This is a genomic window from Pseudomonas sp. MDT2-39-1 (assembly GCF_054898085.1).
Genome location: NZ_CM142716.1, coordinates 3,713,199 through 3,726,737 on the forward strand (window position 1 = coordinate 3,713,199; position 13,539 = coordinate 3,726,737).

General features: G+C 60.1%; 13 protein-coding genes. 3 read left to right on the forward strand and 10 right to left on the reverse strand.

All coding sequences use genetic code 11. The annotated features are described in order from the left end of the window. The 6 genes from ACYZTM_RS17630 to ACYZTM_RS17655 are packed head-to-tail and all read right to left on the reverse strand — an operon-like array spanning position 1 to position 4,237. Positions 1–1,683: an AMP-binding protein gene (locus ACYZTM_RS17630; protein ID WP_461983749.1), complete on the reverse strand. Its 1,683-nt coding sequence runs from the start codon at positions 1,681–1,683 to the stop codon at positions 1–3. After that, on the reverse strand, positions 1,680–2,225 hold the full coding sequence (locus tag ACYZTM_RS17635; protein ID WP_461983751.1) for a COG4648 family protein: 546 nt from the start codon (positions 2,223–2,225) through the stop codon (positions 1,680–1,682). Before ACYZTM_RS17635 ends, ACYZTM_RS17630 begins: the two co-directional genes overlap by 4 nt. Beyond that, positions 2,222–2,476 carry an acyl carrier protein gene (locus ACYZTM_RS17640; protein WP_007992314.1) on the reverse strand — a complete coding sequence of 85 codons (255 nt, stop codon included), beginning with the start codon at positions 2,474–2,476 and terminating at the stop codon, positions 2,222–2,224. Before ACYZTM_RS17640 ends, ACYZTM_RS17635 begins: the two co-directional genes overlap by 4 nt. Before the next feature lie 9 nt (positions 2,477–2,485). Then, entirely contained in the window at positions 2,486–2,746 is a 261-nt protein-coding gene (locus tag ACYZTM_RS17645) for a phosphopantetheine-binding protein (RefSeq protein ID WP_131061420.1), read from the reverse strand. Beyond that, positions 2,727–3,536, reverse strand: a complete 810-nt coding sequence (locus ACYZTM_RS17650) for a lysophospholipid acyltransferase family protein (RefSeq protein WP_461983754.1) — start codon at positions 3,534–3,536, stop codon at positions 2,727–2,729. The genes ACYZTM_RS17645 and ACYZTM_RS17650 overlap by 20 nt, the downstream gene beginning before the upstream one ends. Beyond that, positions 3,512–4,237 (reverse strand): beta-ketoacyl synthase chain length factor, encoded by a 726-nt coding sequence (locus tag ACYZTM_RS17655; protein ID WP_131061418.1) that lies wholly within the window; start codon positions 4,235–4,237, stop codon positions 3,512–3,514. The genes ACYZTM_RS17650 and ACYZTM_RS17655 overlap by 25 nt, the downstream gene beginning before the upstream one ends. A 360-nt stretch (positions 4,238–4,597) precedes the next feature. On the opposite strand from ACYZTM_RS17655, the gene ACYZTM_RS17660 reads away from it, so the two are divergent. Beyond that, complete coding sequence (locus ACYZTM_RS17660) at positions 4,598–5,368, forward strand: ParA family protein (RefSeq protein ID WP_461983756.1); 771 nt, start codon at positions 4,598–4,600, stop codon at positions 5,366–5,368. Positions 5,369–5,514: 146 nt separating this feature from the next. Here ACYZTM_RS17660 and trxC read toward each other — a convergent pair whose 3' ends face one another. Beyond that, complete coding sequence (gene trxC, locus ACYZTM_RS17665; protein ID WP_131061416.1) at positions 5,515–5,949, reverse strand: thioredoxin TrxC; 435 nt, start codon at positions 5,947–5,949, stop codon at positions 5,515–5,517. A gap of 199 nt (positions 5,950–6,148) precedes the next feature. Here trxC and ACYZTM_RS17670 point away from each other — a divergent pair, with 199 nt between their 5' ends. Together ACYZTM_RS17670 and ACYZTM_RS17675 are read left to right on the forward strand one after the other, a co-directional pair. Further along, positions 6,149–6,445, forward strand: coding sequence for a type II toxin-antitoxin system HigB family toxin (locus ACYZTM_RS17670; protein WP_131061415.1), 297 nt, complete (start codon positions 6,149–6,151; stop codon positions 6,443–6,445). Then, entirely contained in the window at positions 6,442–6,843 is a 402-nt protein-coding gene (locus ACYZTM_RS17675) for a helix-turn-helix domain-containing protein (protein ID WP_131061414.1), read from the forward strand. Before ACYZTM_RS17670 ends, ACYZTM_RS17675 begins: the two co-directional genes overlap by 4 nt. Positions 6,844–6,849: 6 nt before the next feature. On the opposite strand, the gene selO is transcribed toward ACYZTM_RS17675, so the two are convergent. Genes selO through ACYZTM_RS17690 form a run of 3 tightly spaced genes read right to left on the reverse strand, consistent with a single transcriptional unit; the run spans position 6,850 to position 13,489 of the window. Further along, positions 6,850–8,313, reverse strand: coding sequence for a protein adenylyltransferase SelO (gene selO / locus ACYZTM_RS17680; protein WP_461983760.1), 1,464 nt, complete (start codon positions 8,311–8,313; stop codon positions 6,850–6,852). Between the two features lie 48 nt (positions 8,314–8,361). Further along, positions 8,362–11,712, reverse strand: coding sequence for a mechanosensitive channel MscK (mscK, locus tag ACYZTM_RS17685; RefSeq protein WP_461983762.1), 3,351 nt, complete (start codon positions 11,710–11,712; stop codon positions 8,362–8,364). Positions 11,713–11,746: 34 nt separating this feature from the next. Beyond that, on the reverse strand, positions 11,747–13,489 hold the full coding sequence (locus tag ACYZTM_RS17690) for a potassium/proton antiporter (protein WP_131061411.1): 1,743 nt from the start codon (positions 13,487–13,489) through the stop codon (positions 11,747–11,749). Positions 13,490–13,539 lie beyond the last annotated feature (50 nt).

Consider the following 13,539-nt stretch of genomic DNA (forward strand, 5'->3'; position numbering starts at 1 on the left):
TTATGCATCACGCGACGCCTCCAGCAAAATCCGCCCACTGGAGCACGTCGCGGTTTCATTGCGATAGGCGAAATACAGTTTGCCGCGCTCCGGGTCAAAGCGCAGGTGCAGCTGGACTTCATCGCCCGGGCGCACCAGTTGCTGGAACTTCAGCACTTCCATGCCGGCGAATTTGGCCGGCAGGTCCATCAATTGCTGGCCAAGGCTCAGCGCCCAATCCACCTGCACCACACCAGGCAGCACCGGCGTTTGGGGGAAGTGTCCGCTGAAGTAGGCCAAGTCCGGCGGCACCGTCAGTTGCAGGCTCCACTCACCTTCGAATTCGACCTGTTCCAACACTTCCGGCGCCTTGGGGCGGGGGGCCAGCAGCAAGGCTTCGACGTCGGCTTGAGGCAGTTTGCCTTGAGTATTCAAGGGCAGCTGCCGCAGCAATCGCCAACGTCGTGGCAGGGCCAGGGCTTCGCAATGCTGGCTCAGGTGCTGACGCAATTCTTGCGTAAGGGTGCGTCGGCCCTGATTGCGCAAGGCATGCAGGCCTGCGTCCGTCAGCACCAGCAGCGCACCCAGCGAGGCACGGTTTTCCTGGACCACACCGAGGCGGGCTTCTGCGACCCAGTCATGGTCCATCAGCGCGTTTTCCAGCATCGGCAGCGAGATACGTTTTTCTTCCAGTTTGACGATCCGGTCCAGCCGTCCGAGCAGTTCGAATCTGCCGTCGGCAGCGATTCTGGCGGCATCAGCGCTGTGTTCGATGTGGCCGGCCGGCAAGTAAGGAGAGGTGATCAGCAGCGCGCCATCGCTGTCCTGACTCAGCTCAACGTCAGCGAACGGCCGCCAGAGATCGTGCCCCTGACGCCAGGCGATGCCACCGGTTTCCGAGCTGCCGAGGATTTCCGTCGGCCATTGCTGCAGGCGCTCGTGAAGGCTTAGCGCGGCCTCGGCCGGTAACGCGCCACCGGAGGAGAACACTCGGCGAACCGCACTCAAGGCAGGCCAGTCGAGGTTGTCGCCCATGCGCTTGAGCAGCGCTGGGCTGGCGACCCAGGCGAACGCCGGATGTTCGCGGCTGGCGCGCTGCAAGTCTTCCGGGAAGGCCAGTTGCTTGCGCACGAACGGGCGCCCGGCGCACAACGGCCACAGCACCCGAAACAGCAGACCGTAGATGTGCTGGGTGGCGACGCTGCCGATGATGCACGCCTGGCCCAGATCGGCGCCCCAGAGCTGTTCCAGCGCCTGAACTTCATTGGCTATCTGGCGCAGGGTTTTGTCGATGCGCTTGGGTTCGCCGCTGGAGCCGGACGTACACAGGCTTAGCTGACAGGCATCCAGATCCAGTGCCGCTGGGGACATTGGCGCATGCCGATAATCGATGAGGTGCGCGTCATCGGCCAGATCGGTCAGCCACAGATCGACTTCGCTCGACCAGCGTTGGCGAGTCTGCGGTTGCAGGTCGGCAGGCAACAGCACGCTGACCCCGGCACGCCAGGCACCGAACAGGGCGATCGCCAGGTCAGCGGCGTCTTCAAGGTGCACGGCAATGCGCTGCACGCCCTGGGATTGCAGGCCGGCCGCGAGGCTCAACGCCTGTTCGCACAGGTGTGCGTGATTCAACGCCGGTTCGGCCGTTACGGCACGCTCCGGCTGAGCCTTGAGCAACAGCTGCTCAAGTGTTATCCAATTCATGGGTGGCCTCGTACCCGTTGTCGTATGAGCCATTCAATGGCAAACAGCAGGCCCATCAATCCATAGGAAATCAGGCCGGTGTACAACATCCACCAACTCAGCGGCGCCCATAGGGTCAGGGCGGCGGCGAGCAAACCGTTACAGAGGAAAAACACACACCAGACGATCGTCACCTGGCGGGTATAAACAATCGCCCTGGCCGGCAACTGCGGTTCACGCAGGCGTGCCAAGCGCTCTACCATCGGCGGTCCGATTTTCAGGCTCAGGCCAAACAGCCCAAGCATGAACGCGCTGATCAGCACCGGGTACCAACGCAGCAACAACGGGCTGTCGAACAGCGCGAGCAACAGGCAAAAGCCAATCGCGGTGAGCGCCATCCACAGGCTGCCGGGGCGACGCGCACCGAGCAGCGCCCGGGCCAGCCACAGGCTGCCCAGCAGCAGACCGAACTGCCACGGAGCAAAGTGTTCCATGCCGAAATACACCGCAAAGGGGTACAGCAGGCCCGCCAGCAGCAGGCCAAGGCCGATCAGTCGACTCATGCGGCCGGTTGAACCAGACGGTAGACCGCCTCGACCACGTCGCTGACGGTGCGCACCGATTTGAATTCTTCGGCGGCGATTTTCTTGCCGGTCTGACGCTTGATGTGGTCGATCAGGTCGACGGCGTCGATGCTGTCGATTTCCAGATCCTGATACAGATTGGATTCGAGGCTCACGCGCTCAGGGTCCAGCTCGAAGAGTTCGACCAAGGCATCGCGCAGGGTGTTGAAAATGTCGTCACGAGTTTGCATGGTCCGGTCTCAAGCTGCCTGTTTTGCGGTGACGAACGCCGCAAGGCTCGCCACGTTGCTGAAGTGATTACGAGTGTCTTTGGCGTCGGCGTCGATTTTGATGCCGTACTTTTTCTGGATTGCCAGGCCGAGTTCCAGGGCGTCTACCGAGTCCAGGCCCAGGCCTTCGCCGAATAGCGTCTGGTCATCGCCGATGTCTTGTGCGCTGATGTCTTCGAGGCCGAGGGATTCGATGATCAGTTCTTTGATTTCACGGTGCAGATCGCTCATCTTCGGCGAGCTCCTTAATAAAGTAAGAATGCAAATAATCGTTGAGCTTGCGCGAAGCTTGAGGCGCAGGGCCGCACGCGGCAAAGGCTTGTGGGTCTATATCGGCCCCAACGCGGAAACTGAAGTGCACGCGACGTTTCGGGATGCGATACCAGGGTTCGGCCTTGGTCAATGTGGTCGGGCTGACCTTGATGATCACCGGGGTCAGAATTTTCGCACCACGCAGGGCGATTGCCGCGCCACCCCGATGAAAGGCCGGCGGTTCGCCTGGCTGGGTGCGGGTGCCTTCGGGAAAGATGATCAGGGTCTGGCCGCTTTTCAGTGCGTCAGCCGCGGCGTCGAGCATGTCCATGCTGCCGTCGTTGCTGATGTAGTCGGTGCGGCGCAGCGGACCGCGGGTGAAGGGGTTCTCCCAGAGGCTTTTTTTGACCACGCAGTTGGCGTGACGCACCAGTCCGATCAGGAACACCACATCGATCAGCGACGGGTGGTTGGCCATGATCATCTGGCCCGGGCGACCGAGCTTTTCCGCACCCTGGATGTCGTAGGTCAGTACGCCGGTGCGGGCCATGAACCGGACAAAAAACCAAAAGCAGCGACTGACGGTTTGCCGTGCCCGCAATCGATGGGTCTGCGCATCGCCGGGCAGGCAGTTCAGCAACGGGAAAACCACCAGCCGCAGGCACAGCCCACCCAACCCGAACAGGGTGAAGCTTGCGGCGGTGGCCAGCAAACGCCAATAGTAGGCGTCGCGGTTTTTTCCGGTTACAGGTTGCGTTGCCAGGTCCATACACGATTTTTCCAGGCATGTTGGCAGGTGGTCTGCTGGCCAAGCAGGGTACGCAAGAGATTCAGGGCATGGGGCCACTGGGCTTTGGACAACGTATCCGGACCGCTGTTCAGGGACAGCTGCCAGCCGGTACCCGGTGTCAGTAGCAGACCGACGGCATAGGGAAACGGCACGTCTTCGATCCAGGCCGAATAGGCTTCGGGCGGTTGTTCTTCGGTGACGATCAGCAGTACCGCAGGCGCGCCTTCGGCAAGCAGCGCCGCGGCCTCTAGCATGCCGTGTTCAAGGCCATCGCCTGCGGCGGCAAGGGCGGTCATTTCGCTGGTTTCTCCGCGCATGATCGACCACAGGCCAATGACCGCGTTATGTACCGACAAGCTGAATTGAGTCGGTGACAACGGTTGGTCCGCTGCCAGATCGCTCAGGATTTCGAACGTGCGGGGTGTTTCGCCATGACGGGAAATAAAGACCAACGGTAGGTCCTGGCGACCATCGGCCAGGGGCCAGCCGACGCTGAATGCCATCCGCGCCAGACGGCTGAGCCGCCTGCGTTGCATGGCCGGCAGAAAAGACACGTCGGGGGCGGCATCGCTGCTCTGAAGAACGACCGGTTGTCGGCTCCAGGCCTGCCAATCGTCCACGCTTTCGAGCCCAGGGGCCCACGCGCGCCATTGGGCGATGTTGAAATTGATCACAGGCATTCTTCCCGCCCCTGCGGGCTTTCTTGACGCGGCGAGTCGCAAAAAAAGCGACGACCTTACGTGGCGCTTGGCGCTTGGCGCCGAATGGCGCGCATTATCCCGTCGCGGCGGGCGTGTAGCAAATGATGGTTACATTTTGCTCAATGAAATGTACTGGTTGGTCCGGGGAAAGCTGTCGTTTGGCCATTATCCCCAGGCGTGGTGGGCACGTCTGTCGGCTCTGTCCGTGATCAATGGCAGGTTCGGCGGTTTTTTACTGAGAGATTGCCGCTGACTGTGTAGTCCCCATGCCGACGAGGTAGCAAAGCAGCGCCGTGGACTACTACACTCGGTCATTCTTTGATACACGGAGGTTTTGACATGCGGCGCGTGGTGTTCAATCAGAAAGGTGGCGTGGGCAAATCCAGCATTGCCTGCAATCTGGCGGCGGTCAGCGCCAGCGAGGGTTATCGCACCCTGTTGGTGGATCTCGATGCCCAGGCCAACTCCACTCAGTACCTGACGGGCCTCACCGGGAATGATATCCCGATGGGCATCGCCGACTTCTTCAAGCAAACCCTTTCCTCTGGACCGTTCGCGAAGAAAAACCAGGTCGATATCTACGAAACGCCGTTCGACAACCTTCACGTCATCACCGCGACCGCCGAGTTGGCTGACCTGCAGCCCAAGCTTGAGGCCAAACACAAGATCAACAAGCTGCGCAAATTGCTTGAGGAGCTGGGGGAAGATTACGACCGCATCTACCTTGATACCCCGCCAGCGCTGAACTTCTACGCGGTATCAGCATTGATTGCCGCGGACCGGGTGCTGATCCCCTTCGACTGCGACAGCTTCTCGCGCCAGGCGCTGTACGGTCTGTTGGCGGAAATCGAAGAATTGAAGGATGACCACAACGAAGGCCTGGAAGTCGAAGGCATCGTGGTCAATCAGTTCCAGGCTCGCGCCAGCCTGCCGCAGCAAATTCTCGACGAGTTGATCGCCGAAGGTTTACCGGTGCTGCCGGTGTACCTGACCAGCTCGGTGCGCATGCGCGAATCCCATCAGGCCAATACACCGCTGATCCACCTCGATCCACGGCACAAATTGACCCAGCAATTCGTCGAGCTGCATAACCTGCTCGAAAACGCCTGAATCTGCCAACGTCACCGCACCAAATGTGGGAGCGGCGGTGCGACGATTCGACTTGCTCGCGAATGCTGAGTATCAGTCGATATCAATGTTGACTGACACTCCGCATTCGCGAGCAAGCCCGCTCCCACATTGAAATCGCGGTGTTCTTAAATCCCCTGGCTACGCAACCAGCTCATCAACTGCGGTAACGGAAACGCCCCGCTCTGGCGCGCCACTTCCCGGCCGTTCCTGAACAGAATCAGACTCGGAATCGAGCGAATCCCCAACTGCGCCGACAATTGCTGATTCGCCTCACTGTCCAGTTTCGCCAGCCGACATTTACCCGCCAATTGACCCGCCGCCTGCTCAAACACCGGCGCAAACGACTTGCACGGCCCGCACCACTCCGCCCACACGTCCACCAGCAGCGGCAGATCGCCCTTGATCTGGCTGGCGTAATCACCTTGCTTCAATTCGAACGGCTTGTTCAACAACACCTCGGCCTTGCAACGGCCGCACTTTGGGTGATCGTCGAGGCGTTCGGCGGGGATGCGGTTGAGGCCGTTGCAGTGGGGGCAGGGGATGAGGAGTGGGTCGGTCATGAGGATGGTCCTGTAAAGAAGCCGATCACTGCTATGTGGAGACGTTTGCTCATATTTTCAATCGTGCAGCGTCTGGTGGTGAAACTAGGCTGAGAGAAGGATCCGATTGAGACCGTTGGTCTGCTTAGGGGTATCGCAACTTGCGATAAAAAATCCCTGTGATTAACTCATCCATAGCAAAATGCGATAAGGATATTGCATGCGAGTGTTTTCCGAAAAACGAATATGGGACGCCAAGGAAAAGTGGCCGCAGGCGGCCAGTGCACTGGACCAGTGGTATCGAATGGTAAAGCGTGTCAAGCCAAGTGATTTTGCGGCAATGAAATCTTCATTTCCCGCAACCGACAAGGTCGGTGAGTTTCACGTTTTCGATATTGGCGGTAACAAATTACGGCTGATCGCCTATGTTCGATATCAGCATCAAAAAATCTACATCAAGCATGTGCTGGATCACCGCGAATATGACCGCGGTAATTGGAAGGAGGGAAGAACATGAGCGTTCTGATCAAAAATGCGGCCGAGCACTGGGAGTTCGTATCGCCATTGCTACGCAAACCCAAAAACGAAGACGACTATGACACGCTGGTGCAGGCACTCGACGAGTTACTCGAGATGACCGGAGTTGACGAGTCGCATCCTCTGATGAGTCTGGTGGACATCATCGGTGACTGGATTGAGGAATGGGATCACAAGCATCGCCCAATGCCCGAAGCCACAGGTGCCGAAGTGCTTGGTTACATGATGCGTGAACATGGATTGACTCAAAGCGACCTGCCTGGTGTCGGCACACAGTCAGTCATTTCCGAGATCCTGAGCGGAAAGCGCCAGCTCAACCTGCGGCAGATTCGCTGGTTGGCCGAGCGATTCAATGTGCCGGTAGCAGTCTTTATCTGACCCGCCTCACGACGAACAACTGATCTCCAAATGCTTCCCCCACTCCGGCGGCCGCTCGGCATAGCTCTCCATCCCCGTTTGCTCGTCGAACGGAGTGCTCAGCACCGTATGCAGTCGCCGAACCTCTGAATAGTCGCCACTTTCCGCTGCATCGATGGCTTTTTGCGCCAGGTAGTTGCGCAGGATGTACAGCGGATTGACTGCGTGCATCCGCTTGCGTCGCTGCTCCTGATTAACCTCGCCATCACGAACCACACGGGCGACGTACAGTTCGGCCCAGGCATCGAAGCCCTTGATGTCGACGAAGTCATCGCGCAAGCGGGTGACGGCCAGTTCCGGTGATTCATCCCCCAGTCGGCGGAAGAACAGCGTGTAATCGACGCCGCTGTTCTGCATCAGTTGCAGCAGGTGCTCCAGCAGTTTCTGGTCATCGTCTTCGGCCGTGGTGAAACCGAGGCGGCGGCGCATCAGGTCCAGGTAGTGGGCCTGATACAGCGGCAAGTACAGGCCGAGGGTTTCGCGCAGGGCGTCGACGCTGATAAACGGCGTCAGTGCCTGGGCGAGGGCGCTGAGGTTCCACTGACCAATCGGCACCTGGTTGCTGAAAGAGTAGCGGCCCTGGTCATCGGAGTGGTTACAGATGAAGTGGGCGTCGAAGTCATCGAGGAAAGCGAACGGGCCGAAGTCGAAGGTGATGCCCAGGATCGACATGTTGTCGGTGTTCATCACGCCGTGGCAGAAGCCGTACGCCTGCCATTTAGCGATCAGCTCGGCATTGCGCTCGACGATTTCGCGGAACATCGCCAGATAGGGTTCCGGTTGTTCCAGGCACTCGGGGAAATGCATGGCCAGCACGTGTTCACCGAGCTCTTTCTGCTTCTCGGGGCGCTTGGTGTAGTAGAAATATTCGAAATGCCCGAATCGCACATGACTCGGCGCCAGGCGCAGGACCATGGCTGCGCGTTCCTGCTTTTCGCGCCACACCGGAGTATCGGAGCCGATCACGCACAGGGCGCGGGTAGTCGGGATGTTCAGTGCATTCAGCGTTTCGGAGGCGAGAAACTCGCGGATTGACGAACGCAGTACCGCGCGTCCATCGCCCATGCGAGAGAAAGGTGTCTGGCCGGCGCCTTTGAGGTGCAGGTCCCAGTGTTCGCCGGCCTCGTTGTAGACCTCGCCCAGCAACAAGCCGCGACCATCGCCCAGCTGTGGGTTGTAGGAACCGAACTGATGCCCGGAATAGACCATCGCCCGAGGCACCGCGTCGGCCCAGAGTTTGTGGCCGCTGAACAGCTCGGCAAACTCCGGGGTTTGCGCCACGGCCGGGTCGAGGTCGAGCAGCGCCATGGCGGCAGGGCTGGCCACCACCAAACGCGGGTTGTCGATGGGCTCGGGCAGCACATGGGCGGAGAACGTATCGCCCAGGCGGGCGAAGCGATTATCGAAGGTCAGTTCGTCGAGGGCTTTCAACGGCCATCTCCAGCAGAATGTCCGAGCATTCTGCTAGGGATAGGGCGGTTAGTCGAGCTTGGCGGGCGGCGGCTCAAGGGGCGACTTGCCATCCAGCAGCGGCACGATGGTTTTGGCTTCCGGCTCGATCGGCACCATTTTGTATTCCTGGCCGTGAAGGTTCTTGAGGTAAACCTCCATCTGCCGGAACGAAATGTTGATGTGCTGCTTCTTGAACTCGCGGTTGATGAAGCGGTTGACCTCGTCGAGTACCGGATTGCGGTCACCGAGATCGCGCACGTGCATGCGCAACTCGTGGTCGAGGGTGCTTTCGCCGAAGTTCAGGAAGTACACGTGGGGTTCCGGGTCTTTCAGGACGCGCGGGTTGTCACGAGCGGCTTTGAGCAGAAGCTCTTTCACCAGGTCCAGGTCCGAGCCGTAATCGACGCCGAGCTTGAGGGTCACCCGGGTGATGGTGTCGGTCAGGGACCAGTTGATCAGTTGCCCGGTGATGAACGTCTTGTTCGGGACAATGATGTCCTTGCGGTCGAAGTCGGTGATGGTCGTGGCGCGGATGCGGATCTTGCTGACCGTGCCCGACAGGTTGCCGATGGTGATCGTGTCGCCGATCCTCACCGGACGTTCGAACAGAATCATGATGCCGGAGATGAAGTTCGCGAAGATCTCCTGCATCCCGAAACCGAGACCGACCGACAGCGCTGCCACCAGCCATTGCAACTTGTCCCAGCTCACGCCGAGGGTCGACAGGGTCGAGACGAAACCGACCCCGGCGATCACGTAGGACAGCAATGTGGTTGTGGCATAAGCGCTGCCCTGCGCCAGGTTCAACTTCGACAGCACCAGCACTTCCAGCAAGCCTGGCAAGTTGCGCGCGAGGGCGAAGGTGATGCCGATGATGATCAGCGCACCGAGCATGTCGCCGATGCTGATCGGCACCATGCTCATGTTGGCGCCAGTGCCGCTGGTGTATTCGTAAAGGGTGATGTTGTCGAGGTACGAGAACACCGAGATCAGATCGGACCAGACCCAATACAGCGCCGCGATGAAACCGCCAAGCAATGCCAGACGGATAAGGCGCAGGGACTGTTCGTTAACCTTCTCGATGTCCAGCGTCGGCTCTTCGATTACCGCTTCGCCGTCGCCAGCCTCTTTGGCGGCCTGGCGTTTGGCCAGGGCGCGTTGGTAGGCCAGGCGCCGTGCCGCAACACTGAGGCCGCGGACGAAAGTGGCTTCGATCACCAGCCAGAACATCAGCAGATAAAGGGTGTTGATCAACCGGTCACTGAGCTTCAGCGCGGTGTAGTAGTAGCCGAAACACACGGCAACGAACAGCGCGACGGGCAGGACGGTGAACATGATCCCGACGGCCTTGCGAAACAGCGAAGCGTTCTGGTGCGTCGGGCTGGCGATCAGCAGGCGGCTGAGCAGCCAGGCCATCAAGGCGTAGCAGGTCAGCACCACTGGCAGGCCGAGCACGTCATCAGCCAGGGTCGCGGGTTGCAGTTCGGCAACCGCCACCACGGCGACCAATGCCATCACCACCAGCCCGAGTCGGCGGACCCAGCCCTGAAGGAATTCGACTTGGGGCTTTTCCCAGCGGAAATGCAGTTCAGCCACGCCGCCCGGCGCGAGGATCCGGTAAGCGGTGTAGAACACCAGCCAGGCCTGGGCCATTTGCAGCAGTGCCGCGCCCATGTTGGCGTTCTGCCCGCGGGCGTCGATCTGCAAGGCCAGGCCGCACAAGGCCAGGCCCAGCGAGACCGGCATTGCCAGCAGAATATTGATCAGGATGGCCTGCGGCGTGTGCCACTGGCTGTCACGCTTGAAGTGGCCGATGTCCTGGTGAACTTTGCTTAGTCGGGCGTACAGGCTTTTACGCCGCCACAGCAGGGCACCGATCAACAGCGCCAACGGCAGGAACAGCAGCGGCCGTTGGGTCAGGCCATCACTCAGTTCGCTCAGGCTGGAAGCCCATGGCAGTGTGGTGACCTGGCGTTGCAGGCGCTCCGGTACGGCGCGCATCCATTCCAGGTCCAGCGGCTTGTTGCTGGGAATCCAGAACATTTGCTCATCGAGGGTCGCCCGCAGGCTTTGCGCGGTGCTGAGCAGTTGTTTCTGATTGAGTTGCAGGGTGATGGATTCATTGAGTACCGCGCTCAGTTCGCGGTTCAGGCGTTCAAGCAGATCGGCGCGGGTCGTGGCCAGTTCCAGCAGGCTTTTGCGCAGCTGCGGGGTGACTTGCTCAGGCGGTTGAGTGGACAGCAGGTTATCGACGTACGTCGCCGGGTTGCTGAGCAATTCCCGTTGCTGGCTCACTTCAAACTGGTACAGGCGAATATCGGCGATCTGGTCGGCCAGGTCGCGGTCGAGCTTGAGACGCGGCAGAGCCTGTTTCTGTTTATAGAGAATCTTGGACAGCAGCAGGCTGCCCTTGAGCACGTTGATCTGTTCGTCCAGCGCCGAATCGCTCTGGGTCACATTGTCCAGCTGCTGTTTGGTCTGCAGGTTCTGCTGGGTGACCTCATTGAGGCGGTCAGTGCTTTTGAGCAGGTAGTCCGAGAGCTTCAGGTTGGCCGCGCTTTCGGTGGCCAGCAGCGCGCTGCCGCCGGACTTCTGCGCTTCGATGGACTGCTGCGTCACCGTCTCCTGGGACTGGGCCAGGCGCTTCTGGTTGATCAGGGTTTGCAGCTCCTGGATTTCCTGATCCAGGCGATCGGACTTTTCGGTCAGCAAGTCGTGCTGGCTATTGCCCAGATCCTGCAACTGGTTGTTGCCGGCCAGTTCCTGGCGACGCAGCGGAATCAGCGCATTCAGTGCCGCGAGCTCGGCATTCAGCAGGTCACGCTGTTCACCGCTCAAGGTTTTGCCGGCGTCCTTGCCGGCCTTGAGGATGTTGTTGATCTGTTGAATGCGAGTCTGGCTGGCGGAAATTTCGGCCTGTGCGCGCTCGGGGCGGGTCTGGGCGGTAATCACCAGGCTGTTGGCGTCCGCCAGCGCCTTCTGCTGGTCGCTTTGCTGGGTCGAGCGCTCGGTGAGCATTTGCTCAAGCTGCTGGATTGACTGGTTGGCGTAGCGTTGCGGCACCGGCGGCATACGGGTGGCTTTGAGCTTGGTCAGCTCACGCTGGTTCTCGATGTTCTGCTTGGGCGCTGTGGCCAGTTGCTGTTTGAGTGCGACCAGCTTTTGTTGGTAATCACGCTGGTTGCCGAGCTGTGTCAGCGTGCTTTGCAGAATGCTCTGCAAGGCTTTCTGATCCGCTTCCGGCAGTTTGCGATCGGCGATTTTGTCCAGACTCGCCTGCACGGCTTCGCTGGACGGCGGTTCGGCCGCTTGCAACGTACCGACAGAAAGACTCAAGCCCAGCAGGGCGATGATGAAAAAGGTGCGCAGGGTTGACATAGAGACCGATCGAAAACGAGACGAAGTGTGGAGTTTAGAGGAAGAGTCCCGGACCCGGGCGACTTCCTTCGGGGAATCTGACGCCCACTTTGCCGATCTTGTTCCCCTCCATGACCGCAACGGTCCAGATGGTGTTGTTCCACTCCACCTGGTCGCCGACTACTGGAGCACCGCCGACTTTCTGGGCAATGAAATGGCCCAGGGACATGTCCGGATCGATGCCTTCGACCTTCAACCCGTACAGCGCTGCAACCGCAGCCAGCTGGGCGTCTCCTTCGAGAACGAAGTCGCCGAAGAAGCGCAAATCGAGGCCGCGTTGCGGTGCCTGACTGAAGAGTTTTCCGAGGGCTGGAAGGTTGTGTTCATGGCCGATAACACACAGCAAATCATCGACTTCGAGCACCGTACTACCCGACGGATGGAGCAGTTGCTGGCCCCGAAACAGTGCGGCGATACGCGTGCCTTCGGGCATTTTCAGTTCGCGAAGGGGCGAGCCGATGCACCATTTTTCGGCACCGAGGCGATAAACGAACAGTTCCCACTCGCTGGTGACGTGCACTTCCAGCGCTGAGCGCGAGATCGGTGCAGGCTCCGGCGGAACGGTCACCTTCAAAAGCTTCGCCACCCACGGCAGGCTCGTGCCCTGCACCAACAGCGACACCAGCACAATAAAGAAGGCGAGGTTGAAGTAGAGCTGGGCATTCGGCAGGCCGGCCATCAGCGGGAACACCGCCAGAATGATCGGGACCGCGCCGCGTAATCCGACCCATGAGATAAACGCCTTTTCGCGGCCGTGGAACGCTTTGAACGGCAGCAGGCCGACCAGCACCGACAGCGGCCGTGCAAACAGAATCATCCACAGCGCCAGGCCCAGAGCGGGCAGGGCGATAGGCAGCAGGTCGTGAGGCGTCACCAGCAGCCCCAGCACCAGGAACATGCCGATCTGCGCCAGCCAGGCCATGCCGTCAAGCATGTGCAGAATGCCGTGGCGGCTGCGCACCGGACGATTGCCGATCACCAAGCCGCAGAGGTAGACGGCCAGGAAACCGCTGCCGTGCAGGGCGTTGGTCAGGGCGAAGACCGCCAGGCCGCCGGCAATCACCAGAATCGGGTAGAGGCCGTTGGCCAGGTTGATGCGATTGACCAATTGCAGCATGACCCAGCCACCGCCGAGGCCGATGACGGCACCGATGCCGAACTCACGCACGAAGTGGGCAAGCAGACTCCAGTGCAGGCCGGTCTGGCCGCTGGCGAGCATGTCGATCAGGGTAACGGTGAGGAACACCGCCATTGGGTCGTTGCTGCCGGATTCGATTTCGAGGCTGGCGGTGACCCGTTCGTTCAGGCCTTTGCCACCCAGCAGCGAGAACACCGCAGCGGCATCGGTGGAGCCGACGATGGCGCCGATCAGCAAACCCTGGATGACGTTCAGGTTGAATAGCCAGGCAGCGACGAAACCGGTCAGTGCGGTCGTGATCAACACCCCGACCGTGGCCAGCGACAGCGCGGGCCAAAGCGCTACGCGGAAACTCGAGACTCGGGTGCGCAAGCCGCCATCGAGCAGGATCACCGCGAGTGCGAGGTTGCCTACCAGATAAGCCGTTGGGTAGTTATCAAATATAATGCCGCCGCCGTCGACGCCAGCGGCCATGCCCACCGCCAGGATGATCACCAGAATCGGGATGCCGAGGCGGGAAGAAAGTGAGCTCACCAGAATGCTCGCACCTACCAGCAACGCGCCGATCAAGAACAGGCTGTTGATGGTCGTCGCATTCAAAGGCAGTACTCCAGAAAGCTGAAAGGCGGGCACAAACTGACCATGCAGTC

Excerpts from the sequence above, each read along its gene's own strand:
- ACYZTM_RS17630 (WP_461983749.1), bottom strand. The coding sequence starts at position 1,683 with ATGAATTGGATAACACTTGAGCAGCTGTTGCTCAAGGCTCAGCCGGAG.
- ACYZTM_RS17635 (WP_461983751.1), bottom strand. The coding sequence starts at position 2,225 with ATGAGTCGACTGATCGGCCTTGGCCTGCTGCTGGCGGGCCTGCTGTAC.
- ACYZTM_RS17640 (WP_007992314.1), bottom strand. The coding sequence starts at position 2,476 with ATGCAAACTCGTGACGACATTTTCAACACCCTGCGCGATGCCTTGGTC.
- ACYZTM_RS17645 (WP_131061420.1), bottom strand. The coding sequence starts at position 2,746 with ATGAGCGATCTGCACCGTGAAATCAAAGAACTGATCATCGAATCCCTC.
- ACYZTM_RS17650 (WP_461983754.1), bottom strand. The coding sequence starts at position 3,536 with ATGGACCTGGCAACGCAACCTGTAACCGGAAAAAACCGCGACGCCTAC.
- ACYZTM_RS17655 (WP_131061418.1), bottom strand. The coding sequence starts at position 4,237 with ATGCCTGTGATCAATTTCAACATCGCCCAATGGCGCGCGTGGGCCCCT.
- ACYZTM_RS17660 (WP_461983756.1), top strand. The coding sequence starts at position 4,598 with ATGCGGCGCGTGGTGTTCAATCAGAAAGGTGGCGTGGGCAAATCCAGC.
- trxC (WP_131061416.1), bottom strand. The coding sequence starts at position 5,949 with ATGACCGACCCACTCCTCATCCCCTGCCCCCACTGCAACGGCCTCAAC.
- ACYZTM_RS17670 (WP_131061415.1), top strand. The coding sequence starts at position 6,149 with ATGCGAGTGTTTTCCGAAAAACGAATATGGGACGCCAAGGAAAAGTGG.
- ACYZTM_RS17675 (WP_131061414.1), top strand. The coding sequence starts at position 6,442 with ATGAGCGTTCTGATCAAAAATGCGGCCGAGCACTGGGAGTTCGTATCG.
- mscK (WP_461983762.1), bottom strand. The coding sequence starts at position 11,712 with ATGTCAACCCTGCGCACCTTTTTCATCATCGCCCTGCTGGGCTTGAGT.